Origin of the sequence: Micromonospora profundi (genome assembly GCF_011927785.1) — a bacterium.
Lineage (GTDB): Bacteria > Actinomycetota > Actinomycetes > Mycobacteriales > Micromonosporaceae > Micromonospora > Micromonospora profundi.
Genome location: NZ_JAATJK010000001.1, coordinates 1709752 through 1733683 on the forward strand (window position 1 = coordinate 1709752; position 23932 = coordinate 1733683).

At 70.6% G+C, this 23932-nt stretch carries 20 protein-coding genes; 15 read left to right on the forward strand and 5 right to left on the reverse strand.

The genetic code is table 11. The features are described from left to right. Positions 1 to 74: 74 nt before the first annotated feature. Positions 75 to 1268, reverse strand: a complete 1194-nt coding sequence (locus F4558_RS07340; RefSeq protein ID WP_053656640.1) for an ROK family transcriptional regulator — start codon at positions 1266 to 1268, stop codon at positions 75 to 77. A 383-nt stretch (positions 1269 to 1651) separates the two neighbouring features. Between F4558_RS07340 and F4558_RS07345 the strand changes: the two genes are divergently transcribed. The 7 genes from F4558_RS07345 to F4558_RS07375 all read left to right on the forward strand — a co-directional run bounded on the left by F4558_RS07345 (position 1652) and on the right by F4558_RS07375 (position 8911). Continuing rightward, complete coding sequence (locus tag F4558_RS07345; protein WP_167943601.1) at positions 1652 to 2770, forward strand: substrate-binding domain-containing protein; 1119 nt, start codon at positions 1652 to 1654, stop codon at positions 2768 to 2770. A 117-nt stretch (positions 2771 to 2887) separates the two neighbouring features. Continuing rightward, entirely contained in the window at positions 2888 to 3880 is a 993-nt protein-coding gene (locus tag F4558_RS07350; RefSeq protein ID WP_167943602.1) for a phosphotriesterase family protein, read from the forward strand. Continuing rightward, positions 3880 to 4926 (forward strand): ROK family protein, encoded by a 1047-nt coding sequence (locus F4558_RS07355; RefSeq protein WP_053656645.1) that lies wholly within the window; start codon positions 3880 to 3882, stop codon positions 4924 to 4926. Before F4558_RS07350 ends, F4558_RS07355 begins: the two co-directional genes overlap by 1 nt. Continuing rightward, the gene (locus F4558_RS07360) at positions 4927 to 5907 is read left to right on the forward strand and encodes an ABC transporter permease (RefSeq protein ID WP_053656647.1); all 981 of its coding nucleotides are present in this window, start codon (positions 4927 to 4929) and stop codon (positions 5905 to 5907) included. It abuts the gene before it with no gap. A gap of 19 nt (positions 5908 to 5926) precedes the next feature. After that, a complete protein-coding gene (locus F4558_RS07365; protein ID WP_167943603.1) occupies positions 5927 to 7174 on the forward strand; it encodes an alanine racemase in 1248 nt (415 codons plus the stop codon). After that, positions 7171 to 7971, forward strand: coding sequence for an ATP-binding cassette domain-containing protein (locus F4558_RS07370; protein WP_053656652.1), 801 nt, complete (start codon positions 7171 to 7173; stop codon positions 7969 to 7971). The genes F4558_RS07365 and F4558_RS07370 overlap by 4 nt, the downstream gene beginning before the upstream one ends. 640 nt (positions 7972 to 8611) lie before the next feature. Continuing rightward, the gene (locus F4558_RS07375) at positions 8612 to 8911 is read left to right on the forward strand and encodes a MerR family transcriptional regulator (RefSeq protein ID WP_053656653.1); all 300 of its coding nucleotides are present in this window, start codon (positions 8612 to 8614) and stop codon (positions 8909 to 8911) included. A gap of 21 nt (positions 8912 to 8932) precedes the next feature. Here the strand turns inward: F4558_RS07375 and F4558_RS07380 are convergent, their stop codons facing one another. Then, complete coding sequence (locus F4558_RS07380) at positions 8933 to 9367, reverse strand: DUF6223 family protein (protein WP_053656655.1); 435 nt, start codon at positions 9365 to 9367, stop codon at positions 8933 to 8935. 215 nt (positions 9368 to 9582) lie between these two features. On the opposite strand from F4558_RS07380, the gene F4558_RS07385 reads away from it, so the two are divergent. The 4 genes from F4558_RS07385 to F4558_RS07400 are packed head-to-tail and all read left to right on the forward strand — an operon-like array spanning position 9583 to position 13271. After that, a complete protein-coding gene (locus tag F4558_RS07385; RefSeq protein ID WP_167943604.1) occupies positions 9583 to 10701 on the forward strand; it encodes a sensor histidine kinase in 1119 nt (372 codons plus the stop codon). Beyond that, entirely contained in the window at positions 10698 to 11360 is a 663-nt protein-coding gene (locus F4558_RS07390; RefSeq protein ID WP_167943605.1) for a response regulator, read from the forward strand. Before F4558_RS07385 ends, F4558_RS07390 begins: the two co-directional genes overlap by 4 nt. A 54-nt stretch (positions 11361 to 11414) precedes the next feature. After that, positions 11415 to 12329: a pyridoxal-phosphate dependent enzyme gene (locus tag F4558_RS07395; RefSeq protein ID WP_053656661.1), complete on the forward strand. Its 915-nt coding sequence runs from the start codon at positions 11415 to 11417 to the stop codon at positions 12327 to 12329. Between the two features lie 39 nt (positions 12330 to 12368). Then, positions 12369 to 13271, forward strand: a complete 903-nt coding sequence (locus tag F4558_RS07400) for a DUF2336 domain-containing protein (protein WP_167943606.1) — start codon at positions 12369 to 12371, stop codon at positions 13269 to 13271. Positions 13272 to 13655: 384 nt separating this feature from the next. On the opposite strand, the gene F4558_RS07405 is transcribed toward F4558_RS07400, so the two are convergent. Then, a complete protein-coding gene (locus tag F4558_RS07405) occupies positions 13656 to 14138 on the reverse strand; it encodes a helix-turn-helix domain-containing protein (RefSeq protein WP_231640080.1) in 483 nt (160 codons plus the stop codon). A gap of 459 nt (positions 14139 to 14597) precedes the next feature. Between F4558_RS07405 and F4558_RS07410 the strand changes: the two genes are divergently transcribed. From F4558_RS07410 to F4558_RS07425, 4 genes are read left to right on the forward strand one after another with little or no spacing between them, the layout of a single operon-like run. Further along, the gene (locus F4558_RS07410) at positions 14598 to 15602 is read left to right on the forward strand and encodes a multicopper oxidase domain-containing protein (RefSeq protein WP_167943611.1); all 1005 of its coding nucleotides are present in this window, start codon (positions 14598 to 14600) and stop codon (positions 15600 to 15602) included. Between the two features lie 24 nt (positions 15603 to 15626). Continuing rightward, on the forward strand, positions 15627 to 19562 hold the full coding sequence (locus F4558_RS07415; protein ID WP_167943612.1) for a ThuA domain-containing protein: 3936 nt from the start codon (positions 15627 to 15629) through the stop codon (positions 19560 to 19562). Positions 19563 to 19570: 8 nt separating this feature from the next. Beyond that, positions 19571 to 21097, forward strand: a complete 1527-nt coding sequence (locus F4558_RS07420) for an OmpL47-type beta-barrel domain-containing protein (RefSeq protein ID WP_167943613.1) — start codon at positions 19571 to 19573, stop codon at positions 21095 to 21097. A 32-nt stretch (positions 21098 to 21129) separates the two neighbouring features. Beyond that, positions 21130 to 22107 carry a hypothetical protein gene (locus tag F4558_RS07425; RefSeq protein ID WP_053656672.1) on the forward strand — a complete coding sequence of 326 codons (978 nt, stop codon included), beginning with the start codon at positions 21130 to 21132 and terminating at the stop codon, positions 22105 to 22107. 87 nt (positions 22108 to 22194) lie between these two features. Here the strand turns inward: F4558_RS07425 and F4558_RS07430 are convergent, their stop codons facing one another. Next, positions 22195 to 23172 carry a cyclase family protein gene (locus F4558_RS07430; RefSeq protein WP_053656674.1) on the reverse strand — a complete coding sequence of 326 codons (978 nt, stop codon included), beginning with the start codon at positions 23170 to 23172 and terminating at the stop codon, positions 22195 to 22197. Further along, positions 23159 to 23923 carry an IclR family transcriptional regulator gene (locus tag F4558_RS07435; RefSeq protein ID WP_053656676.1) on the reverse strand — a complete coding sequence of 255 codons (765 nt, stop codon included), beginning with the start codon at positions 23921 to 23923 and terminating at the stop codon, positions 23159 to 23161. The genes F4558_RS07430 and F4558_RS07435 overlap by 14 nt, the downstream gene beginning before the upstream one ends. Positions 23924 to 23932 lie beyond the last annotated feature (9 nt).

Genomic DNA, 23932 nt, shown 5'->3' on the forward strand with positions numbered 1-23932 from the left:
GTCGTCGGCCCACCATCAGCGGCGCCGTCCGGCCGGAGCCCCGAGTCGGGGCACGGCCCGGCGGCGTCTGACGATCAGGCGTCCGCCGTGGCGGCCAACGCGCGCAGGTCGCAGCCGGCGAGCGCGTCCGACTGGGGTACGTGGGCGAGGTCGGCCTCGGCGAGCCCGAGCCGGCCGTACGCGTTGTGCAGCGCCGCCACCACGGCGCCCAACGCGCCGGAGAGGTCCCCGAGTTCGGCGCTCTGGACGACCGCCGGGGCGGAGGGCACGATCTCCCTCAGCCGACTGCCCAATCGGCCGAGATCGGGTGTGAGCGCGTGGGAGATGCCGCCGCCGAGGACGATCACCTCGGGTTCGTAGGCCACCACGGCGGCGGTGAGGATGATCAGCAGTGCCTGCTCGACGTACTGCTTGACCGGCACCAGGCGGGGATCGGTGGAGTGGAAGACGTCTGCCGCGTTGTCGAACGGTAGGCCGAGGTCGCGGGCGCGGGCGAGGATTCCGGGCCCGGTGATGATCTGTTCGAGTGCGCCGCCCAGCGGGCCGGCCGGCAGGTGCCCGAACTCGCCCACCATGCCGCTGCGGCCCCGGAACAGCCGCCGTTCGATGGCGACGCCGGCACCGAGCCCGGCCCCGATCGTGAACATCACAGCTGTCTGCGTGTCGCGCGCCGCGCCGAAGCGCAGCTCACCCAGCAGCGCGTAGTTGGAGTCGTTGTCCACCTCGATGCCGGTGGCCAGCCGCTTCTCCAGCAGGCGGAGGAACTCCGGATCCTCGACCTGGGGAAGGTTCGGCGCGTTACGGACGGTGCGGTCGTGCTGCCGGACGGCACCGGGCAGCCCCACCGCCACGCAGTCGAGCCGGTCGAGATGATCGCCGACGGTCTGCCGGATGAGGTCGGCCAGCCAGTGGGCCAGCCGGGGGGCGTCGTAGTCGGCCGGGGTGGGGACCGTGCGGCCCACAAGCGGCGTGGCGGCGAGGTCGGCCACCACCAGGCGGACGTTGGAACCGCCGACGTCGACTCCGCAGACCACGCCCCGTCCGGCGGCGATCGCCACCCGTGTCGCCCGCCGGCCCCGGGTGGTGCTCGGGGTGCCGTCGGTCTCGGTCAGCAGCCCTTCGTCGAGGAGTTGTTCGACGATGCGTGACACCGTGGCGGGGGAGAGGTCGGTCTCCTGGCCGATGGCGGTGCGGGTCACCGGGCCGTGGGTGAGGACGTGCGTCAGCACCGTCGACCGGTTCGCGCGTCGCGGCGCCTGTGCTTCCACGTCCACCTCCCCTATTTCTTTCCGACCGAATGTTAAGGCTGCGCCCTGGCCGCCGCAACACCCGAGCGCGTGTCGGTTCGCCCGGCTCCAGGGATACCGCCGGTAGCCCGCGCTGTCGGCTGCATTTCCGTCGTAGCCGGACAGATACCCATCTTTGCGGTCGAACCGCGTGGCCGAAATCTCCGAGCGGGCCTCTTGACGGGTGTGAGCAGGGACGTTAATACTTTCACCCTGAACGGAAATAGAGGCCGCCGCCCCGCCGGTACGGACCGGAGCCGGGGTGACGGCACGGGTCCCTTGTCACGTGCCGTGCTGGTCACGTCGGAACCCCGTCTCAGTCCGGAGCCACCGGCTCCGGGCCCGTTGCTGTGGAGGGAAGAGCTATGAATCTCACCCGTAGGCGTGGGGCAGTTCTGGGCGCGATCTGCGCCCTGGCGCTCATGGTCAGCGCCTGCTCGAACGAGACGTCCGGTGATGACGGCGGCGCGTCGAGCGGCCCCCGGACCGAACCGAGCCTGTCGTTCGTCGGCCCCGGCGGGGAGACGCCGACCGCCGCCGACCAGCTCTCGCTGACCCCCGAGGAGCAGCAGAAGGTCAAGGACGGCAACTTCTCGGCCGCCTTCGTCTGGCACGAGGGTTCCGCGCTGACCAAGGCTGTGGAGTCCGGCGTCCGCAAGGAGTTCGACCAGCTCGGCATCAAGGTGCTGGCCAGCACCAGCGCCGAGTTCGACGCCGCCCGGCAGGCCAACAACCTGCAGACCGTCCTGGCGCTCAAGCCCGACCTGATCGTCACCATCGCTGTCGACCCCACCGCTGCCGCGGCGGCGTTCAAGCCCGCTGTCGACGCCGGCGTCAAGCTCGTCGTGATGACCACCCCGCCGAAGGGCTACAAGGCCGGGGAGCAGATCGTCGGCATCGTCACCGCCGACCTGACCGCGTTCGGTAAGGCCAACGCGGAAATGCTCGGCAAGGCGCTCGGCGGCAAGGGCAAGGTCGGCTACATCTACCACGACGCCGACTTCTGGTTCACCAACCAGCGGGACAAGGCGTTCAAGGACTGGCTGAACTTCCTCTACCCCGACATCAAGATCGTCGAGGAGGCCGGGTTCTCCGACCCGGCGCGGACCGAGGACATCGCGACCGCGATGCTGACCCGCCACTCCGACCTGAACGGCGTCTACGTCGCCTGGGCGACCGCCGCCGAGGGCGTGCTCGCCGCGACCCGGCAGCAGGGTCGCACCGACGTCAAGATCGTCACGAACGACCTGGAGGCGAACCTCGCCGCCGACATGGTCAAGGGCGGCAACATCGTCGGCGTCGTCGCCAACGGCTCCACCCGCCTCGGCCAGAACCTGGGCATCGTCGGCGCCTACGGGCTGCTCGGCAAGAAGGCTCCCGAGTTGGTCGTCGGATCGCCGATGGCCGCCACCAAGGAGAACATCGCCGAGGCCTGGCGCGACGACTACGGCCAGGAGCCGCCGGCCGAGGTGCGCGCCAACTAACTGCAGGTGACGCGAGGCCCGGGGTCTCTCCCCGACGGGACCCCGGGCCTCACTCCGGCCACGCGACACGGCCGGGTCCGCGAGCCCTCTGCGAAGCGCGATGGAAGGAAAAGCCAGATGGGGTACGTCCAGACAGTCCTCGGGCCAGTGGCCCCCGAGTCGCTCGGCCGGGTGCTGAGCCACGAGCACCTCGGCGCGCTGGTGCCCGGGCCGTGGCTGTCCGGCGGCGCCGGCGACGACCGCGCGGACCTCGCCGTCGACGCCGTCCGTGGCCTGCCGGAACTGGGCTTCGGCACGATCGTGGACCTGTCCCCGTACGAGGTGGTGGGCCACGACGTCACACTGCTGCGCGAGGTGGCCGAACGCACCGGCCTGCACGTCGTCGCCGGATCGGCGATCTACCTGGAGCCGTACTCGCCGGGCTGGGCGCTGAACGCCAGCGTGGACGAGATGCGGGAGCGGTTCGTCGCCGACGCCACGATCGGGGTGGGCGACACCGGAGTCAAGGTCGGCATCTTCGGCGAGCAGGCCACCGGGCTCAACGAGATCACCCCGCACGAGGAGAAGTGCCTACGTGCCGCCGCCCGCGCCCACGTGGCCACCGGGCTGTCGGTGAACACCCACACGACGCACGGCACGATGGCGCTGGAGCAGGTCGAGATTCTGCGCGAGGAGAAAGCCGACCTCTCCCGCATCGTCATCGGCCACCTGGACATCAACCCCGACCCGGACTACCTGCGGGCGGTGCTCGCGACCGGCGTCAACATCGCCTTCGACACCCTCGGCAAGCAGTTCTGGGACTTCGTGCTCGCCCCGCTGCCGGACAACCCGCCCGAGGGCGAGTTCGGCAAGCGGGCGTACCACAGGCCCGACCGCGCCCGCCTGGACATGCTCGCGGGGCTGGTCCGCGACGGGTACGCCGACCGGATCCTGCTCTCGATGGACCTGACCGGCGCGGAGGCGTACCTGAATCCGGGCACGCACGGCCGCCTCGGCTACTCGTACCTCGGTCAGGAGATCGTGCCGGGTCTCGCCCGGCTCGGTGTGCCGCCGGAGGCGCTCGACGCGATGCTGGTGGCCAACCCGGCCCGACTCCTGACGGTCGGCTGATGGCCGGCCACCCGAACCCGCGGTCCGACTCGACCGGGTACGTCGCCGGTGTGGACCTCGGCGGCACCAAGCTCCGGGCCGCGATCGCGGATCTCACCGGTCACATCGTGGCCGAGGACGTGCTGGCCACCGACCCGCGCGGAGGGCTGGCCGTCGCCGCGCAGATCGACGCGCTGCTGCGCGACCTCGCCGTCCGGGGTGGCGTTCCGTGGTCCGACGTCCGGGTCAGCGCTATCGGCCTGCCCGGTGCCCCGGACCCGGCCACCGGCACCGTCGACCTCTCCCCGAACGTCTCCGAACTCGGGTCCTTCGACATCCGGGCCGAGCTGACAAGCCGGCTGGGTCACAGGGTCGTGCTGGACAACGACGTCAACATGGCAGCCGCCGGAGAGCGGTGGCTGGGCAGCGGACGTACCCATCGGCATTTCGTCTTCGTGGCAGTCGGCACCGGGATCGGCATGGGCATCGTGCTCAACGGCGAACTGGTCCACGGCGCCCGGGGCGCGGCGGGGGAGATCTCCTACCTGCCACTGGGTACCGACCCGTTCGACCCCGCGAACCAGGTCCACGGCGCGTTGGAGCAGGCGGTGGCCGGCGCGGCCCTGGCCGCCCGCTACCGGGCGGTGAGCGGCGAGCAGGCAAGCGTGCCCGATGTCTTCGACAGGGCCGCGGCCGGCGACGAGGTCGCCCGGACGGCCATCGACGAGGAGGCCCGCTTCATCGCGTTGGCAATCGTCGCGGTCACCGCCGTCCTCGACCCGGAGGCGGTCGTCCTCGGCGGCGGGATCGGATCCCGGGTCGAGCTTGTCGATCCGGTCCGGCGCTGGGTCGCCGCGTTGAGCGCGGACGCCCCGGAGATCAAGACCAGTCTGCTCGGCGACCGCGCCGGCCTGCTCGGCGCCATCGCTGTCGCCCGTACCGAGGCCGGCGTCCACAGCGGTCCGCCGACCCACCACGACCTGCCCGCCCACCTCGGTTCGGCGGCGCGGCCCGTTGCGACCCAGCCCGGCTGGACCGCCTCTTTGGAAACAGCGGAGGGACGATAGATGACCCAGACCGATGCTGCGGTGAAGGCCAGAAGCGGGCCGGCCTGGAGCAGGTTCAACTGGCGCGACTACGTGGTCTACATCGGCTTCGCCGTCGTGTTCCTGTTCTTTGCCATCACGCAGGGCAGCAATGGCTTCCTCACCACAAGCAACCTCACGAACATCATCATCCAGACCGCGCCGATCACGGTCATGGCGGTCGGCCTGGTCTTCGTGCTGGCAGCCGGTGAGATCGACCTGTCCATCGGCTCGGTCGTCGCGCTCTCCGCGCTGGTCGGCGCGGTGACGTTGCGGGAGACCGACAGCATGCTGCTCGGCGCGGCGGCCGGGTTGCTCGCCGGCGCGGCGGTCGGCCTTGTCAACGGGGTCTTCGTCACCCTCGTGCGCCTGCCGTCCTTCCTTGTCACCCTCGCCACGATGGGTGCGGTGGCCGGTCTGGCCCGCGAGGTCACCGGCCTCCAGTCGGTGCCGGTCGGCAACGAAGCCTTCCTTGCGATCTTCGGCCAGGGCGAGATCTTCGGCATCCCCGGCCTGGTGCTCTGGTCGGTGGCGGCAGCGGTCGTCGGCTACCTCGTGCTGCGCCAGACCCGGTACGGCGCGCACACCCTCGCGATCGGCGACAACGTGGGCGCGGCCCGGGTCAGCGGCATCAACGTGGTCCGCGTCAAGATCATGGTGATGATGGGCAGCGCCATGTGCGCCGCAATGGCCGGTCTGCTCTACGCCGGCCGCTTGCAGGGCGCCCGGTACACCCTCGGCGAGGCCGACCTGATGACCGTGATCGCCGCGGTGATCGTCGGCGGGACCAGCCTGTTCGGCGGCAAGGGCTCCATCGTCGGAGCGCTGCTGGGCAGCCTGCTCATGGGCATGCTCAACAACGGCCTGATCCTGGCCGGGCTGTCCGTGTCCCAGCAGATGATGGCGCGCGGCGCGATCATCCTCGTTGCCGTCTCCGTCTCGCTGCGCGAGCGGCGCAGCTGACCCGGAAGGAAGCTGACGCATGTTTCTGGATCTGCTGCGACGCCGCAACCCGGGCCTCCTGGCCGCTGCCGCGGACCTGCACGGCACTGGTGAGCTGCCAACCAACTGCTACGCGCTGGACCTGGACACCGTGGCGACGAACGCTGCCGCCATCCGGCGTGAGGCCGACCGCCACGGGCTCTCCGCGTACGCGATGACCAAGCAGGTCGGGCGCAACCCCGACTTCTGCCGGACGATCCGCGACGCCGGCATCACCGAGGCCGTCGGCGTGGACCTGCAGTGCGCCCTGGCCGACCGGCGCGGCGGGCTCGGCATCGGTCACCTTGGTCACCTGGTGCAGATTCCCCGGCACGAGGCAGCCACCGCGGCCGCGCTCGCCCCGCGATTCTGGACGGTCTTCAACGACACAAAGGCCGGTGAGGCGGCGGCCGCCAGCGCCGCCGCCGGCCGGGAGCAGGCGCTGCTCGCCCGGATCAGCGCCCCCGGCGACCGCTTCTATCGCGGTCACGAGGGCGGCTACCCGGCCGACGAGATCGTCGCGGTCGCCGACCGGCTCGACGCCCTTCCCGGGGCACGGTTCGCCGGTGTCACGAGCTTCCCAACCCAACTGTTCGATCCGGCCGCCGGCCGCGTGGTGCCGACTGCGAACCTCGACACCCTGCGGACCGCCGCCGCCGCGTTGCGCGCCGCCGGGCGGTCCCACGTCGAGATCAACGCCCCGGGTACGACGTCCGCCGCAATCCTGGGCATGCTCGCCGAGGCTGGTGCCACGCAGGTCGAGCCCGGTCACGGGCTGACCGGCACGACGCCCTGGCACGCTGTCACCGACCTGGTCGAGGAGCCCGCCGTGCTCTACGTCAGCGAGGTGTCCCACCTGTGGGACGGTCGGGCGTACGTCTTCGGTGGCGGGCTCTACGTCGACCCCGTACTGGGTCTGGGCGGCACCCGCGCCCTGATCGTGCCCCGGGGCGGTGGTCTCGACGACGCGCACCTGGTCGACGTGGAGATGCCCGCGCCGGAGGCGATCGACTACTACGCGATGGCCGACGTCAGCGCGGTGCCGTCCGTCGCGCCCGGTGACACCGTCCTGTTCGGATTCCGCCCGCAGGTCTTCGTCACCCGGGCACTGACCGCAGGCGTGACCGGCGTGCGTTCCGGCGTTCCGGCTGTCACCGGCGTCTACGCCGCCGACGGGTCTACGCCGATCCGGCTCGACGACACCGACCCGCGCACCCACGCGACCGGCAGCACAGGGAGGGCATCATGAGCACTGTCACCCAGAACACCGTCCCGGCCGGCGACGCGGCCGGCACGGCCGCCCCACCGTTGCAGCTGCGCGACATCCGCAAGCAGTTCGGCGGGGTCGTCGCGATCGAGCGGTTCGACCTCGAACTGGCCGCCGGTCAGATCACCGCGCTGGTCGGCGACAACGGCGCCGGCAAGTCCACCCTCGTGAAGATCATTTCCGGGGTGTACCAGCCGACCGAGGGCGAACTGCGGATGCACGGCCGACCGGTGACGTTCCGGGACGCCTCCGACGCCCGCCGGCAGGGCGTCGAGGTGGTCTACCAGGACCTGGCCCTCGCCGACTCGCAGCCGGTCTACATGAACATGTTCCTCGGCCGGGAGTTGACCCGCGGCCCGCTGCGGCTGCTGGACCGCCGCCGGATGGCGCGGGAGACCCAGGAACTTGTGGACGCCCTGGACGTCCGCATCCCCAGCGCGAAGGCGACGATCAGGGACCTCTCCGGCGGGCAGCGTCAGGCGGTGGCGATCTGCCGAGCCACCCACTGGGCGAGCGGCCTGGTGTTGATGGACGAGCCGACCGCCGCGCTGGGGGTGGCCGAGACCGCCAAGGTGGAGCAGCTGATCATGAAGCTGCGGGAGCGGGGCGCGGCAGTCCTCGTCGTCAGCCACAACCTCGACCAGGTGTTCCGGATCGCCGACCGGGTGGCAGTGCTGCGCCGCGGCCGCCAGGTCGGTGTCCGCAACATCGAGGAGACCAGCCGCAACGAGATCGTCTCGATGATCACCGGTGCGTCGGACGAGGCCGAGCGGCAGTGAGCCCGGCTGCTGCTGGCGATCCGGGGCATCGCCAGCAGCAGCCGGCCGGGCTGATGCCTGACACCTCGCGGCCAGAAAACTTGTGCCCGTTGTCGTAGATATTCTCGACCGGGCCGGTTAATGTATCTCTCGTTGACAGCAGAGGAACGTAAAGACGCGGACGACCTGACCCGTTGCGAGGTCGCGACGGGCAGAGGGCGGGAAGCCGGCGCACAGCACCGCTTCCGCCCGCATGGCAGTGCAGGTATGCAAGCTCCGGTCGACATGACGGAGGGTCGCAGGTGGGGCCGAGGCACGTTCAGGGCTCCAGCTGACAGTTCGTCGCACGGGCGCGAGGCCATGAAGTTGCGTGGGGTCTCGACGCCAGCGAGCAGTTCAGGCAATGGAAGCAGAGGAAAGGGAGGGTTCTACACCGTTGGATCGCCCGCTGCCGGTCGCTGTTCGGGCCGGGCGGACACCGCAGTTTCCATCGAACGAGAGGTGGTCTCCGGTCACGCTTACGCGATCCTCGCAACCGACGTCTGCACAGCAGGCCGGTGCGGAAAGGACAAGCCGACGAACTCGTCGGTAGATGGTGTTTCAGACCCTGTAACCCTGGGCCCCGGCGCGTCAGCGCCGGGGCCCTCGACGTGGAGGTGAGATGGGCCAAGGACCCGAGGACATGTTCGGCGACGAGGACTTCCCCGCGTACACGATCGGTCGTGCCGCGGAGATCGTCGGCACCACCCAGGAGTTCCTGCGCAGGCTGGACGAGGCCAAGCTGATCCACCCGCAACGCTCGGCGGGCGGGCACCGCCGCTACTCCCGCTACCAGCTGCGGCTCGCGGCGAGGGCCCGGGAGATGGTCGACCAGGGGACGGCGCTGGAAGCCGCCTGTCGCATCATCATCCTTGAGGACCAACTCGAGGAGGCCCTGCGGCAGAACCAGAACAGTCGATGAGCACAGCCGCGCCCGGCCACGTCAGACGGTGCGCCGGGAGCGGCTCAGCGCGATCGAACCGAGACCCAGCGCGGCCACGCCCAACACCAGGGCCACGTACGCGCCGCCACGGCCGTTGCCCGTGCCGATCCCGCTGTCCGAGGTAACCACCACAAGCGCGCCGAGCGCCACGCCGACCAGCCCCGTCGCCAGCGCCACGGCCGCGCCGAGCCGACCGGTGCCGGTGCCGACGCGACTTGCGGGACGGGCCAGGGACAACGCGCCGATGATGACGCCGACCAGTGCCACCACGGCTGCCACTGAGGCCCCGAGCCGCCCGGCACTCATGCTGACGCTGGCGGCGACCGGCTGAGTCGCCGCGTACGCGGCCGCCGGAGCGGTGAGCCCGCCGGCAAGCGTGGACGCGACGACGGCGACCACCAGCCGGGCGGTTGACGGATTCCCTGACGCGTTCATGTGTCCACTCCTTCGTCGTCAATCGTTGTGCTCTGATCCTGGCGTCGGGCGGGCTGCCGGTCGTCCGGCGGCGGGACGCCTCCTCGCCTGCCGTCGAGGGCGTACCCGCCTGCCACGGTCGGGGCAGGCGCGGCGTGCGCTACAGCGGGCGCGGTAGTGGTGGCTCGTCCGCCAGGGGGAGTCGCAGGCGGCGTACGCGGGGCTACGGTTCCGGCATGAGCACGGGACGGGTGGGTGTCCGAGACATCGGAATCGCCGTGTGCGTGACAGCGGCGCTGCTCGCCGCAGGGCTCGCCGAGGACCGCGCCCACATTTCCCTGGACCTGCTCGGCCTCGCGCTCCTGGCGGCCAGCGGTCTGGCTCTGGCAGCGCGCCGGCAGGCGCCCGTCGCCGTCCTCGCGGTCAGCGGGTTGTGCGGCGTCGGCTACCAGGCGGTGGGGTTCGACGTACCCGCCGTCGCCTTCCTGTTCGCCGTGTACGCCGCCGTGCGGGCAGGGCATCGCGCCGTCACGATCATCGCCGCCGTACTCATGTTGCTCGCACTGCCGCTCACGGCCCTGGCCCCGCCGTTGGACCTTCCGGTGGGCGAGGCGCTCACACGTGCCCGCGGCGCGCTCGAGGTGGCGTGGCTTGTCGCCGCCGCGGCCGCGGGCGAGGCGTTGCGGCAGGCCGAGCGGCGGGCTGACGAAGCCGAGCGCACCCGGGAACAGGTCGCGCGTCGCCGTGCCGACGAGGAACGGCTGCACATCGCGCGCGAGCTGCACGACTCGCTCACCCACCAGATCTCGATCATCAAGGTGCAGGCCGAGGTGGCCGTCCACCTGGCCCACAGGCGCGGCGAGGCGGTGCCGGAGGCGCTGCTGGCGATCCGGGAGGCCGGCCGTGAGGCGAGCCGCGAGCTGCGCGCCACCCTTGAGGCGCTGCGCGAGGACGGCGGCAACCCGCAGCGCGGGCTCGATCACCTCTCGGAGCTTGTGGAGCGGGCGCGAATGGCTGGCCTGGACGCGACGTTGACGATCGAGGGACAGCGACACGAGGTGCCGGCAGCTGTGGACCGGACCGCCTACCGGATCGTCCAGGAGTCCCTCACCAACGTCGCCCGGCACGCCGCCGCCGCGACGGCGTCGGTCCGCGTCGACTACCGCCCGGGTGCCCTCGCCATCCGCGTCGACGACGACGGCACGGCCCGGCTGGGCACGACACCGACGCCCGGTGTGGGGTTGCTCGGCATGCGTGAACGGGTCACCGCCCTCGGCGGTCGGCTCCGTGCCGAGCCCCGCGACGAGGGCGGCTTCAGCGTCCACGCCGAGCTTCCCGTCGGCCCGACACCATGATCCGCGTCCTGCTTGTCGACGACCAGCCGCTCCTTCGCAGCGGCTTCCGCGCGCTCCTCGACGCCGAAGACGACATCGAGGTGGTGGGCGAGGCCGCCGACGGGAGGCAGGGAGTTGCCCTCGCCCGGCAACACCTGCCCGACATCGCGCTCGTCGACATCCAGATGCCGATCATGGACGGCATCGAGGCGACACGGCTCATCGCCGCGGACCCGACCCTGGCCGGGGTGCACGTCGTCATCCTTACCAACTACGGCCTCGACGAACACGTCTTCCACGCACTGCGCGCCGGTGCCGCCGGCTTCCTCGTCAAGGACATCGAGCCGGAGGACTTCCTGCACGCCGTCCGCGTCGCGGCACGCGGCGACGCGCTGCTCGCACCGTCGATCACCCGCAGACTCATCGACAGGTACGTCACCGAGCCGCCCCACCTGCGTGCCCACGCCGGCCTGGCCGGGCTCACCAACCGGGAACGGGAGACCGTCGCACTGGTCGCGCGTGGGCTCTCCAACGACGAGATCGCCGACCGCCTGGTGATCAGCCCGCTGACCGCGAAGACACACGTCAACCGGGCCATGGCCAAGTTGCACGCGCGGGACCGCGCCCAACTCGTGGTCATCGCGTACGAGTGCGGCCTGGTCGTGCCGCGCCCACGCTGAGGTGACCGACAGCAGTGCGGCCAGGCGTGGCGAGCGCCGTGATTAGCTGTCGGAATGATCGCACCTGTTCCCCTCGGCACGTGGCCGACTCCGCTGGAGGCCGCGCCCCGGCTCGCGGCCCGGCTCGGGCTGGCGGAGCTGTGGTTCAAGCGTGACGACCTCGGCGGGCTCGGCGGCGGCGGCAACAAGATCCGCAAGCTGCGCTACACCTGCGCCGAGGCGATCGCGGCCGGCGCCACCACGCTCATCACCTCAGGGGCGCCACAGAGCAACCACGCCCGGCTGACCGCAGCGGCGGCCGCGCGACTCGGCCTCGGCTGCGTGCTGGTGCTCGCCGGCCCACGCCCGCCGGATCGGCGCGGGAACCTGCTGCTCGACGAACTGGCGGGCGCGGAGGTCGTCTGGGCCGGAGACGCCCCGCTGGCCGAGGTGGTGGCGGTCGAGGCGACGCGGCGGTCGGCGTACGCCATCCCCTTCGGCGGCACCTCACAGGCGTCGGTCCAGGGCTATGTGGACTGCGCTCGGGAACTGCGCGACCAGGTGCCGGACATCGACGCGACGGAGGTCGTGGTGGCGCTCGGCTCCGGCGGGACGATGGCCGGGCTGGTACGCGAACTCGGCGCCGAGCGGGTCGTCGGGGTGGACGTCGGCGCCCTGCCCGATCCCCGTTCGACAGTCGCCGGCCTACTGCCCGGCGAGGTCGAGCCGGCCGCGCTGCGGATCGACGGGTCACAGGTGGGCGCGAGCTACGCCACCCTCACCGACGGGGTGCGGGAGGCGCTGACAACGACCGCCCGCGAGGAGGGGATCTTCCTGGACCCGACGTACACCGGCCGGGCCATGGCGGCGCTGCTGGCCGGCAGCTTCCCGCGCGGCGCCAACGTGGTCTTCCTGCACACCGGGGGCCTGCCGGGGCTCTTCGGCCATCCTGGGCTGTTCGGCGGCGGGAAAAGCCGCCAGGATCACTGAACGCAGGCACCTCGAACAGCTCGTGCCATGATTGCCCGCATGGGCAAGCAGCAGCACGTCGGCGGATCCGACCGGCACAGCGGATCGGACACTACCGGCCACGACGCGACAGACGGTGACGCACGCCTCGCCGCGGCGCAGGACCCGACGACGTCGCAGATGACCCTCATCGATCTGGCGTCCGACCCGTCGCCGGCGGTCCGTAAGGCCGTCGCGAGCCGCGGCGACGCGCCCGCGCAGGCGCTGCGACCCCTGGCCCGGGATCACGACCGCCAGGTCCGCGAGGCCGTGGCGAGGAACCCGTCGACGTCGGTCGGCAACCTGCTGCGTCTGGTCAAGGACGCCGACCGGTGGGTCCGCTGGGCGGTGGCCGGCAACCCGGCCTGCGACGAGTCGGTACGCCAGGCCATGGTCGAGGCGCCCGACAAGGAACTTCGTGGCCTCGTCGCCGAGACCCGCGAGCTGGAGCCGGACCTGGCTGCCCGGCTTGTCAACGACGTCTCACCCGAGGTGCGGGAACGACTCGCCACCCACACCCACGACCCCGACGTGATCAACGCTCTGATGGCTGACCGCACCGGCCGCGTCCGCAAGGGGCTCGCCCGCAACCGGCGGACCACCGCCGCGCAGCGCAGCGCGCTGGCCGACGACCCGGTGGTGGACGTCCGTGCGGCGCTGGTCCGCTCGGTCGAGCTGGACGAGGCGGACCTGGAACGCCTCGTCGAGGACCGTTCGGTGCAGGTGCGACTGGCGATGGCGACGTCCGAGATCGTCCCGCCGCACATCCGCAAGGCACTTGAGCGCGACCCGGACGAGATGGTGGCCTCGGCGGCGCGGGACTTCCGCCCGGCGTCGGGCACCGCCTCCGCGGTGCGGGCGCCCCGCATCGCGCACCGGCCGTCCGGCGGGGGCACCGCTCAGGCCGGCGGCGCCGCGCGCTGAGGCGGGGCCGTCCCTGCCCGCTCTGGCCGCCCTGCCCGCTCCGGCCGCTCTGGCCGCCTCCTCGGTACGTGTAGTGGCGCGCTGTAGAGCTGCCCCAAATCTGGGGCGCGCGCGACGCAGCTCGTATCGGATTGAGCGACATCCGGACAAGGGTGGGGCGCCGCCGCCTGCCCCACCGGTGGGGCAGCTCCACAGGACTCGCATGGGGAGCTACACAGGACTCGCATGGGTATGGGCGACCTGACGATGGGGCGGCACAGGGAGCGGTCGACCTCGGCGCTCAGGCGGATCCACGGCGGTGGGTTGCGGCGACCGTGGTCGGAGTCCTACGCCGCGGGGATGAGGGAGGAAGGGGACGGCGCTAACCGAGGTGGACCGTCGGCGTTACAGGCGCGACGCCCTCGGCTGGGGTGGAGCGTTGCGGTGGGCGACCTGCGGCATCGATGACGGCCGGGCGTTCACCGGGACGTCGCGGCGGGCCAGGCGGTGCAGCAGGGCGCGGATCTGGCGCTTGTCCGAGGCTGGGACGGTCTCGTCGAGCAGCCGTTCGCGGATGCTGCCCATGTCCGCCTCGACCTGCGTGAGCGCCGGAGGACTGGCCGGGGCGGGGGTGCCGGCCATCGCGAGAGGCCGGATCGCGGCAGCGATGGGAAGTCCGAGTGTGGCGCAGAGGCTGCGGACCTTCGACAGTTCCGGGTAGCGCTGCCAGTCGCCGGCGAGCCAGCGGAACAGCGTCGATCGGCTGATGCCCGTGTGTCGCGCGATGTCGCCGACCGTCCAGCCGTGCTGTTCCCGTGCGTCCTCGACGGTCTGGCGAACGAACTGTGCGAACGCCATCTGCGGCGTCGTGGGAGTAGTGTCCGTCATCGGAGGTGCCCCCTCGGTGCTGTGGTGCTCGGCGTACGGCACTCGATCGGATTCGGCGTGGCTGTGGCCCTGATGTGATCTTCTCGCAGTCGATGCCGGAGCGCCTCGTCGTCGGGCACCGCTGGCTTACTCGTTCCAGGTTGGGCGGTTACTCAACCACTGATCGCGGGCGGTTTCCGCGGCACGGGCTGGGCGCTCTGCGGGCGCCGTCCGGAGGGGACGGCCTGCGCCGCTCGATCTTGTCAATCGACCGTTGCCGTGATGTCAAGGTAATCTTCTTGCAATCAGACCTGTACTTTCGTCGATGGATTACATAAGTTGCTGTCATCCACCGAAAGTTATGAGTCTTCCGAGCAAAGCCCGCGACGAGCCTCACCTCAGTCGTGCTTCCGCCCCGTGCTCGGCGGTTGATGCACCCTGCCCTTCGTCGCGTCTTCGCCCGGTCGGGAACGGAGACCCATGGACGATCATGCTGCTGGCCCTCACCGCCAGCTCTCCCGCAGATCGCTGATCGCCACCGGAGCACTGGCCGCCGGCGCGCTCGGCGCGTCCGCCCCGGCGATCGGCACCGCCTTCGGCGGCAGCCCCGCACAGGCCGCCGCCGGCGTCACGAAGAAGATCACCCTCTACGCCGAGCAGTTACCCGGCGGCCTGTTCGGGTACGGGCTGGCGCCCGGCCAGGCCACAGTGCCCGGACCGGTGCTGGAGATCTACGAGGGTGACACCCTGGAGATCACCCTCGTCAACACCACGAACCAGCGGCTGTCGATCCATCCGCACGGGGTGGACTACAGCACCGACTCCGACGGCAGCCCGCTCAACGCCTCGTTCAACAATCCCGGTGAGACGCGCACGTACGTCTGGCGCTCGCGGGAGATGTTCGCCGCCTCGGGCCGGCGGTACATGCCGGGCAGCGCCGGCTACTGGCACTACCACGATCACGCCATGGGCACCGACCACGGCACCGGCGGGATAGCCAAGGGCCTGTACGGGGCGCTGATCGTCCGACGGCGCGGGGACATCCTGCCGGACAAGCAGTTCACAGTCGTGTTCAACGACATGATGATCAACAACAAGATGGCCCCGGACACCCCGATGTTCGAGGCGAACCTCGGCGAGCGGGTGGAGTGGATCGCCATCGGGCACGGCGGCACCTTCCACACCTTCCACCTGCACGCACACCGCTGGGCGGACAACCGCACCGGCATGCTGGAGGGCCCGGCCGACCCGAGCCTCGTGATCGACAACAAGGACCTCAACCCGGGCAGCTCCTTCGGCTTCCAGGTCCTCGCCGGAGAGGGCGTCGGACCCGGCGCCTGGATGTACCACTGCCACGTGCAGTTCCACTCCGACGGTGGCATGGCCGGCATCTTCCTGGTCCGCAACGCCGACGGCAGCATGCCGCCGGGCGCCGAGGAAGCGGTCCACAGGTTCCAGGGCCACACCCACACGCATGGCAGCTGACCGAAACCGAGAGTGGGGACGGGCATGACCAGAAACGTACGACGAGCACTCGCCGCGATAGCGGCTCTCGCGACACTCATCCCGGCGACGTCGGCGGCAGCCGCGCCGCGACCGGCAGCGGCACCACAGGCGGCGCAGCCGCAGAAGACGGCGGTCCTGGTGTTCCACGGCCCGGTGGCCGAGCAGCAGGACCCGGTGGCGCGCGCCGCGGACACCATCCGGCAACTTGGCGCCGGTCATGACATCGATGTCATCACCACCAGTGACCCCAGCGTGTTCACAGCGTCCGGGCTGTCCGCGTACCGCAGCGTGGTCTTTCTCTCCGCGACGGGCGCCGCGCTCAACCGCGACCAGGAGTCGGCGCTGCAGAACTACATGAAGGCCGGCGGCGGCTTCGTCGGCATCGCCGACGCCGCCCGCGCGCAGGTCGACTCCGCCTGGTTCACAGGCCTGATCGGCGCCCGCCCGGCGGGCGCCATCCCGGTGGCCGAGCCGGTCGCCCGGGTGACCGCCAGCGGCGAGAACCCGCCGGACGAGACCAAGGAGAAGCTCACCGATGGCGACGCCAACACCAAGTGGCTGGTCCGCACCGCAACCGGCTGGGTCGCCTACGAACTGAGCGCGCCGAAGCAGGTCACCGGGTACGCGCTGACGTCGGCGAACGACTTCACCGGCCGCGATCCGAAGGACTGGACGCTCCAGGGCTCGGCGGACGGCCAGAGCTGGACCGACCTTGACCGGCGCACCGGTCAGGTCTTCCCCGAGCGCTTCCAAACCCGCCGCTTCGACATCACCACCCCGCGGGAGTTCACGCACTTCCGGCTGAACATCACAGCGAACAGCGGGGAGCCTCTGATCCAGCTCGCCGACCTGCGGCTGTTCACCGGCGACACAAGCGCGCCGCAGATCCCACCGGTGAACCGGGCGGTGGTCAACATCCTGGACCGCCACCACCCGGCCACCGAGTCCCTGCCGATGACGATCACGCGGTCGGACCGCTGGGACAACTGGGACCCGAACCCGATCGGCACCGTGCACACCCTCGCCCAGGTCGAGGAGCGGCACTACAACCCCGGGCCGGGCGCCAACGGGCCGTTCCACCCGGTGTCCTGGTGCCGGGACTACGACGGCGGCCGGTCGTTCTACACGGGCATGGGCCACACCGAGGGCAGCTACGGCGAGGAGGCGTTCCGCACGCACCTGGCCGGCGCCCTCAACTGGACCACCGGTCGCGTCCGCGGCGACTGCCAGGCCACTATCGCGTCCAACTACAAGGTGGAGCGACTCACCGCTGCCAACCAGACCGGTCAGCTGGACCAGATCGGCGAGCCGCACGGGCTGACCATCGCCCCCGACGGCACCGTCTTCTACGTCGGCAAGGCGGCCTGCCCGACCGGCCCGATCGCGGACTGGAACGACCCGAACGTCGGTAAGGGCTGCGGCACCATCCACTCGTGGGACCCGCGTACCAAACAGGCAAAGCTGCTCACCACCCTCGAGGTGATGGGCAACCGGGGCAGCGGCTCGGAGCTGGTGAAGAACGAGGAGGGCCTGCTCGGCATCGTGCCCGACCCGAAGTTCGCCGAGAACGGGTGGCTCTACGTCTACTGGATGCCGCACGAGTCGATCGACAGGGTGAAGCGGGTCGGGCAGCGGACCATCTCGCGGTTCACCTACGACCGCGAGGCGCAGAGGATCGACCAGGCCACCCGCAAGGATCTGCTGGAGTTCCCGGTGCAGATCCACAGCTGCTGCCACGCCGGTGGCGGCATGGCGTTCGACGCCAAGGGCAACCTGTACGTCGGCTCCGGCGACAACAACTCCTCCGAGGGGTCGCAGGGCTACTCCGGCAACAACTGGACCCAGGAGTACCAGGGGATCTCGTTCCAGGACGCCCGCCGTACGTCGGGTAACACGAACGACCTCGCCGGAAAGATCATCCGAATCCACCCGGAGGCGGACGGCACGTACACCATCCCGGAGGGCAACCTGTTCCCACCGGGCACCGAGAAGACCCGTCCGGAGATCTACGTGATGGGCGTGCGCAACATCGCCCGACTCCAGGTCGACCCGGAGCACCAGTGGCTGACCGCCGGCTGGGTCGGTCCGGACGCCTCGTCGCCCAGCCCCACCCTCGGTCCGGCCAAGTACGAGACCGCCACGATCATCACCGAGGCCGGCAACCACGGTTGGCCGTACTGCATGGGCAACCGGCAGCCGTACCGGGACCGCAGCAACACCGACGCGAGCGTGCTGACCGGCTGGTACGACTGCGACAACCTGAAGAACACCTCACCTCGCAACACCGGTCTGGTGGACATCCCGGCGGCCCGGGACAACATGATCTGGTATTCGCCCGACGGCGGGGGACCGGTCTTCCCGAAGCGCACCGACGGCAGTGGCCTGCCGACGTACGTCGCGGCCGACGCCACATACACCCAGCCCTACCTGCGCGGCGGCGGACAGGCCGTCATGTCCGGTCCGACCTACCACCGCGACCGCGTCGACACCGACAGCGGCGTGGCCTGGCCGGCGTACTGGGACGAGAAGTGGTTCATCGGCGACCAGTCGAACGCCAACAACCGTGTCGCCGTCACCGTCGACCCGGCCGGCGTGCCGCAGGCAACCCCGCCGGTGTACGCCGAGACGCTGCGGGCCATCATCCCCAGCGGCAACGGCGACACCCGGCTGCAGAGCTGGATGGACGCCAAGTTCGGCCCGGACGGCGCGCTCTACCTGCTGGACTACGGAGGCGGTTTCTTCAGCCTGCACCCCAACCAGAAGCTGATCCGGATCACCTACACCGGCGGGGCGCCCACTCCCGTACCGTCGGCGAACTCGGTGGCCGTGCAGAACAAGCCGCTGACCATCGCCTTCGACGGTTCCCGCTCCGGCGGCGTCAGCCACCGCTGGGAGTTCGGCGATGGCGCCACGTCGACCGAGGCGAACCCCCGGCACACGTACGCCACTGTCGGCACCTACACGGCGAAGCTGACAGTCACGTACGCCGACGGTGAGACGGCGACGGTGCAGTCCACTGTCACTGTGGGCTGTGCGGTGCCCGATGCCCGGCAGACCGTGTGGCTCGATGACACGGACAGCACGGTGCCGAACCGCACTGTGGGGCAGGGGTGCACCATCAACGACCTGCTCGACGACGAGAGCGCCTGGCCCGACCACAACAGCTTCGTGCGGCACGTGACAGCGGTGACCGACGCGTTGCGGGACGACGACCTGCTCAACGCCCGTGAGGCCGGCACGCTCACCCGTCTGGCCGCCGCGTCGGAGATCGGTCGGGACGGACGCACCGGCTACGAGCCGCTCTTCGACGGCACCGCCGAGTCGCTTCGCGGCTGGCAGCAGGCGCCGACCGGGTCGTTCGCGATCCAGCCGGACGGGTCGTTGCGGTCCAGCGGTGGTCTGGGAATGCTCTGGCACACAAAGGAACTCGGGGACTTCTCCCTGAGGGTGCAGTTCCGCGACATCGCGCCCGGCGACAATCGGGCCAACACCGGCGTCTTCATCAGGTTCCCCGACCTGCGGACCCCGCTGGAGCAACGCCCGCCGGGCAGCTGCGGCACCGTCGGATCGGCCCGGACCTCGCAGGCGTGGATGGCCATCTACTGCGGACACGAGATCCAGATCTACGACGGTGAGACCGGTGAGCCGCAGAAGACCGGCTCGGTCTACAACTTCGACCCCGTGCCGCTGGCCCAGGCCGGCGTCACCCCGAAGAACCAGTGGAACGACTACGAGATCCGCGTGGTCGGCCAGCACTACACCATGATCCGCAACGGTGTGGTGATCAACGAGTTCGACAACACGCCGGGCAAACAGTCCTCCCGCGCCGGCGACCCACCGACGGACCTGCGGCAGTTCCTGCGCGGCTTCATCGGCCTGCAGAACCACGGTGACAACGACCTGACCGAGTTCCGCAACATCCGCGTGCGGGAACTCTAGGAGAGACGATGCCCCGACGACTGACGGCAGCGCTGGCGGCGCTCCTGCTCACGGTGACCCCGTGGGCAGCGACGCCCGCCTCCGCCGCCCCACGCGCCGCGGACCAGGTGCTGACCTGGACCGCCGACGACGACATCACCCGCTACAAGTCCGCTCCCACCCAGGCGGTGGCCGGTGCGACAACGATCATCTGGGAGAACAGCGCGGCCACCGGAAACACCACAGGGATGCCGCACACACTGACCTTCGACACCAGCACCGAGGGCTACAACCACGACGTCACGCTGAACATCCTTGCCAACCCGTTCGACGTCAACAACGGGCGCCACGAGGCGACAGTGACGCTGACCCCGGGCCGCTACCGCTACTTCTGCACCATCCCCGGCCACAGCCAGATGGTCGGCGAACTGGTGGTCACCGACGGCGGTGGCGGCGACGACACCACACCGCCGACGGTGACCGGCGCCGTGTCGGGTGACCGCGACCAGGACGGCAACTACGTCGCCGCCGCAACGGTGACAGTGACGGCCACCGACGCGGGCTCCGGCGTGGACACCGTCGAATACCAGGTCGACGACACGAGCTTCCAGCCGTACACGCAGCCGGTGCGCGTCACGGCGATCGGCGACCACTCGGTGCAGTTCCGCGCCACCGACCAGGCCGGCAACACCAGCGCTGTCGGCTCGGTGTCGTTCCGGATCGTCGAACCGACCCAGGAGGACACCACCCCGCCGGTGGTGACGGCCGCGCTGACCGGCGACCGCGACGGCGACGGCAACTACGTCGGTACGGCCACCGCCACGCTCACCGCCACCGACGAGGGGTCCGGTGTCGCCACCATCGAGTACTCCCTCGACGGGGGCGCCTTCACCGCGTACGCGAATCCGGTCGTCGTGAACACGGTGGGGATGCACATGCTGCACTACCGGGCGACGGACGTCGCCGGAAACACGTCGGCCGAGCAGATGGCGCACTTCACAGTCGTCGCACCGCCGGCCGAGGACATCACCCCACCCACGGTCTCCGCCACGGTGGCCGGTGACCGCAACGACGACGGCGCGTACGTCGGAGGTGCGACGGTCACAGTCACCGCCACCGACGACGAATCGGGCGTGGCGAAGGTCGAGTACGCGCTCGACACCGGAGCCTGGACCACGTACTCCGGGCCGGTCACCGTCCGTGCCGTCGGCGCGCACACAGTGCGGTACCGGGCGACCGACACCGCCGGAAACACCTCCACGGAGCAGTCGACGACGTTCACGGTGGTGGCCGACGGCACCGACGCCTGCCCCGAGTCCGACACCCGGCCCACGGTGATCATCGACGGCGACGACACAGGTGTGGCAAACGTCGACACCGGCGACGGCTGCACCATCAACGATCTGATCGACGAACACGCCGACCACCCCGGCCACGCCGAGTTCGTCAGGCACGTCGAGGCGGTCACCACCGCGCTCGTGACCGCCGGCACGCTCGACCGGCGGCAGCAGGGCGCCATCGTCCGGGCCGCGGCCCGATCGGACGTCGGCGCATGAGTCCTCGAATCTCACCGACAGGGAGTACAACGATGCCCGGACGTACCGTCGTCAAGCTGGCCACCGTGAGCGCCGTCGTCGCCGCCTCGGTGCTGGCGGTGGCGCCCTCCGCACACGCCGACCTGGTCACCCACTGCATCGGCACCGGCGGCGCGGTGACCGTCCCCAACGACCTACTCGTGCCGGCCGGCAAGTCCTGCTCGCTGACCGGCACCACGATCACCGGCAATGTCACAGTCGCGGCCGGCGGCAACCTGGTGGTCACCGGTGGTCGCATCAGCGGTGAGGTACGCGTCGCCGCGGACGGCTACCTCGACGCCACCGACACGAGCGTCGACGGCCAGGTGGTGCTGGCCGCCGGAGGGTACGGCGTCTTCCTCAAGGCCGCCCAGACCGGCACCGTGACGGTGCGGCCGAAGGGCACCGCGACCATCGACAGCTTCCTGTTCGTGGAGGAGTCGACGATCGTCGGGCACGTCAACGCGAGCGCCGGTGAGGTCCGGCTCGACAGTGGAACCCAGGTGCAGCGCAACCTGAGCAGCACCGGCACCTACTACACCGATGTGCACGACTCGTTCGTCGACGGCACCCTGTCGGTGCTGAACAGCTCCACGGGCAGCGTGGTGTGCGGCAGTGCGGTCCGGGGCCGGGCCACCTTCGCCGGCAATCTGGGCGGGGTGCAGCTCGGCCCGAACGGGGTCCTCGACAGCTGCGCCTCCGGCGGCTACTGGGGTGCGGACGTCAGCATCACCAGCACCACAGGTGGCGTCACCGTGGACGACAACATCATCAACGGCCAGTTGACGGTGACGTCGAACGACCCGGCCGCCCAGGTGGCCGAGAACAACCGGATCCGCGGCGGCGTGACGGGTGACCAGGCGGACGCGACCGCCAACCGGGCCGCCCGGGTGGCCGGCCCGGATCGGGAGGAGGCCGGCGAGCAGCGGGCTGAGGTTCGCCGTACCTCGGCCGAGCGGGCAGCCAGCGCGGCGGGCGCCGCCCGGCTGTAGGTAGCCGGCACCGTAACGCCGGGCCGGACGTCAGCAGGCGTCCGGCCCGGCGCTCGTCGCCGACGTGGCCTCAGAAGCGGTGGGCGCTCACTTGATGGCGAGCGCGTTGGGCGGGGAGCCGACCCCACCCGGGATGTTCAGTGGTTTGCAGGTCAGGAAGAAGTCGTAGCGGCCGTCCTGCGCGCAGCTCGCGGCGAGCTGGTCGAGCCTCCACAGCTCGCCCATTGCCATGCCGAGCAGGGCGATCAGCGGTCGGTGCAGCATGCCGCTGTGGTTCACGCCGCGCTCGGGCGCGCGTTCGCCTGTCACCCGGAAGTCCGAGTCGATGACGGGGTCGGCCTCGACGGCGGGTGTGTCACTGGCGACGAGCGCGATCTCGTGGTCCCACAGCCACCGCAGTGTCTGCTCGCGTTGGGCCAGCCCGGGGGACCGGTTGCGGGTGTTGAACTCGATGCGCTCCGGGCGTGACTTCGACACGTAGTTCTCGGCCCAGCCGGTGCGCAGCAGCAGGATGTCGCCGCCCCGCCACTGGACGCCCTGGTCGGCGGCTATGGCGTCAAGCGTCGGCGCGTCGAGGACCACTGTCGTCTCGCAGTCGTACTCGCGGCCGTGCGTCGCGAAGAAGCGAGCTACGTCCAGCAGCACGCCCCGGCCCGCGATGCCCGACTCGGCCCAGTTGTGGATGCCCAACCGCATCGAGTCGCTCGTGTTGTCGGAGGCCGCGAGCCCGTTGTAGAAACCGTGTCGCGGATGGCCGATGTGGCGCAGCGCGTCCAGCTGCGACGTGGACTGGAGATAGAACGAGTCGAGCCAGTCGTCGCGGTGGAACTCGTTGTTGGCGAACACGTGGTGCGCCGTGGCCGGGCGGGTGCCGGTCGGGTACGGGTCGAAGGCGTTGACGGGGTAGTCGAGGTTGAACCTGCGGCCGCTGCGGACGAGTCGCGCGGCCGCCGCCACCCGCTCGGGCGTCAGGAGGTTGATGGTGCCCAGTTCGTCGTCGCGGCCGAAGACGTCCCAGCTCGAGTGGGGCGGGTCCGCGGAGGAGAGTTCGTCATAGGTCGGCATGTGGCCCTTCACCTGGAGCCTTCAGTTCGTCGCTGAGCGCGGTGGCGGTTGCCAGGAGTTGGTCGAGTGCGGTGGCAAGGTCGAGTTCCCCGGCGCCGAGGATCGCCACGGTGGCGCACATTCCCTGCTCGTCGAAGACCGGCGCCGCCATGGCGAACAGGCCGCCGCTGTGCCGGGCGATGCTGAACCCCTGCCGGCGGGCGGAGTAGATCTCGGACTCCAGCCGGGCCTTGTCAACCGCCGACATTCCCTCCGTGGCGGCGTCAAGCGCTGACGGATCGGCGTACGCGAGGAACAAGTGGGTCTGGGCCGCGGTCATGTCGAGCTTCGAGCCGGCGTGCACGGTCACTACGACCATTCGACTCGTGTCCTCCTCGACGAGGGCGACCACCGGCTCCGTGGCGCCGCGGATGCTGAGCACCGCCGTCATGCGGACGGCGGTGCGCAGCTTCCGCAGGTGGGGGCCGGCGATCTCGACGATGCGTTGGCGTCCCAGGGCCTGGATGCCCAGCTCCAGCATCAGTCCGCCGAGCGCGAACGTTCCCCGACGGGTGCCTCGTTCGAGGATGCCTGCGGCCACCATCGATGCGCAGTACCGGTAGGCCGTTGTGCGGTTCAGGCCGGTGCGTTCGGCAACGTCCGCCGCTGTGAGCTCGAGGACCCGAGGGCCGAACAGCGCTAGGATCTGGCCGACGCGCGCAACGGCCCGGATGTCGGAGCTCGAAGCCTCGGTCGGGTCAAAGTTCGCCATCGCTGAATC

Bases quoted from the DNA above. Each gene is read 5' to 3' on its own strand.
- F4558_RS07425 (WP_053656672.1), top strand. From the start codon at position 21,130: ATGCCCGGACGTACCGTCGTCAAGCTGGCCACCGTGAGCGCCGTCGTC.
- F4558_RS07430 (WP_053656674.1), bottom strand. From the start codon at position 23,172: ATGCCGACCTATGACGAACTCTCCTCCGCGGACCCGCCCCACTCGAGC.
- F4558_RS07405 (WP_231640080.1), bottom strand. From the start codon at position 14,138: ATGACGGACACTACTCCCACGACGCCGCAGATGGCGTTCGCACAGTTC.
- F4558_RS07385 (WP_167943604.1), top strand. From the start codon at position 9,583: ATGAGCACGGGACGGGTGGGTGTCCGAGACATCGGAATCGCCGTGTGC.
- F4558_RS07435 (WP_053656676.1), bottom strand. From the start codon at position 23,923: ATGGCGAACTTTGACCCGACCGAGGCTTCGAGCTCCGACATCCGGGCC.
- F4558_RS07355 (WP_053656645.1), top strand. From the start codon at position 3,880: ATGGCCGGCCACCCGAACCCGCGGTCCGACTCGACCGGGTACGTCGCC.
- F4558_RS07350 (WP_167943602.1), top strand. From the start codon at position 2,888: ATGGGGTACGTCCAGACAGTCCTCGGGCCAGTGGCCCCCGAGTCGCTC.
- F4558_RS07395 (WP_053656661.1), top strand. From the start codon at position 11,415: ATGATCGCACCTGTTCCCCTCGGCACGTGGCCGACTCCGCTGGAGGCC.
- F4558_RS07345 (WP_167943601.1), top strand. From the start codon at position 1,652: ATGAATCTCACCCGTAGGCGTGGGGCAGTTCTGGGCGCGATCTGCGCC.
- F4558_RS07420 (WP_167943613.1), top strand. From the start codon at position 19,571: ATGCCCCGACGACTGACGGCAGCGCTGGCGGCGCTCCTGCTCACGGTG.
- F4558_RS07390 (WP_167943605.1), top strand. From the start codon at position 10,698: ATGATCCGCGTCCTGCTTGTCGACGACCAGCCGCTCCTTCGCAGCGGC.
- F4558_RS07375 (WP_053656653.1), top strand. From the start codon at position 8,612: ATGGGCCAAGGACCCGAGGACATGTTCGGCGACGAGGACTTCCCCGCG.
- F4558_RS07370 (WP_053656652.1), top strand. From the start codon at position 7,171: ATGAGCACTGTCACCCAGAACACCGTCCCGGCCGGCGACGCGGCCGGC.
- F4558_RS07410 (WP_167943611.1), top strand. From the start codon at position 14,598: ATGGACGATCATGCTGCTGGCCCTCACCGCCAGCTCTCCCGCAGATCG.
- F4558_RS07380 (WP_053656655.1), bottom strand. From the start codon at position 9,367: ATGAACGCGTCAGGGAATCCGTCAACCGCCCGGCTGGTGGTCGCCGTC.
- F4558_RS07400 (WP_167943606.1), top strand. From the start codon at position 12,369: ATGGGCAAGCAGCAGCACGTCGGCGGATCCGACCGGCACAGCGGATCG.
- F4558_RS07360 (WP_053656647.1), top strand. From the start codon at position 4,927: ATGACCCAGACCGATGCTGCGGTGAAGGCCAGAAGCGGGCCGGCCTGG.
- F4558_RS07365 (WP_167943603.1), top strand. From the start codon at position 5,927: ATGTTTCTGGATCTGCTGCGACGCCGCAACCCGGGCCTCCTGGCCGCT.
- F4558_RS07415 (WP_167943612.1), top strand. From the start codon at position 15,627: ATGACCAGAAACGTACGACGAGCACTCGCCGCGATAGCGGCTCTCGCG.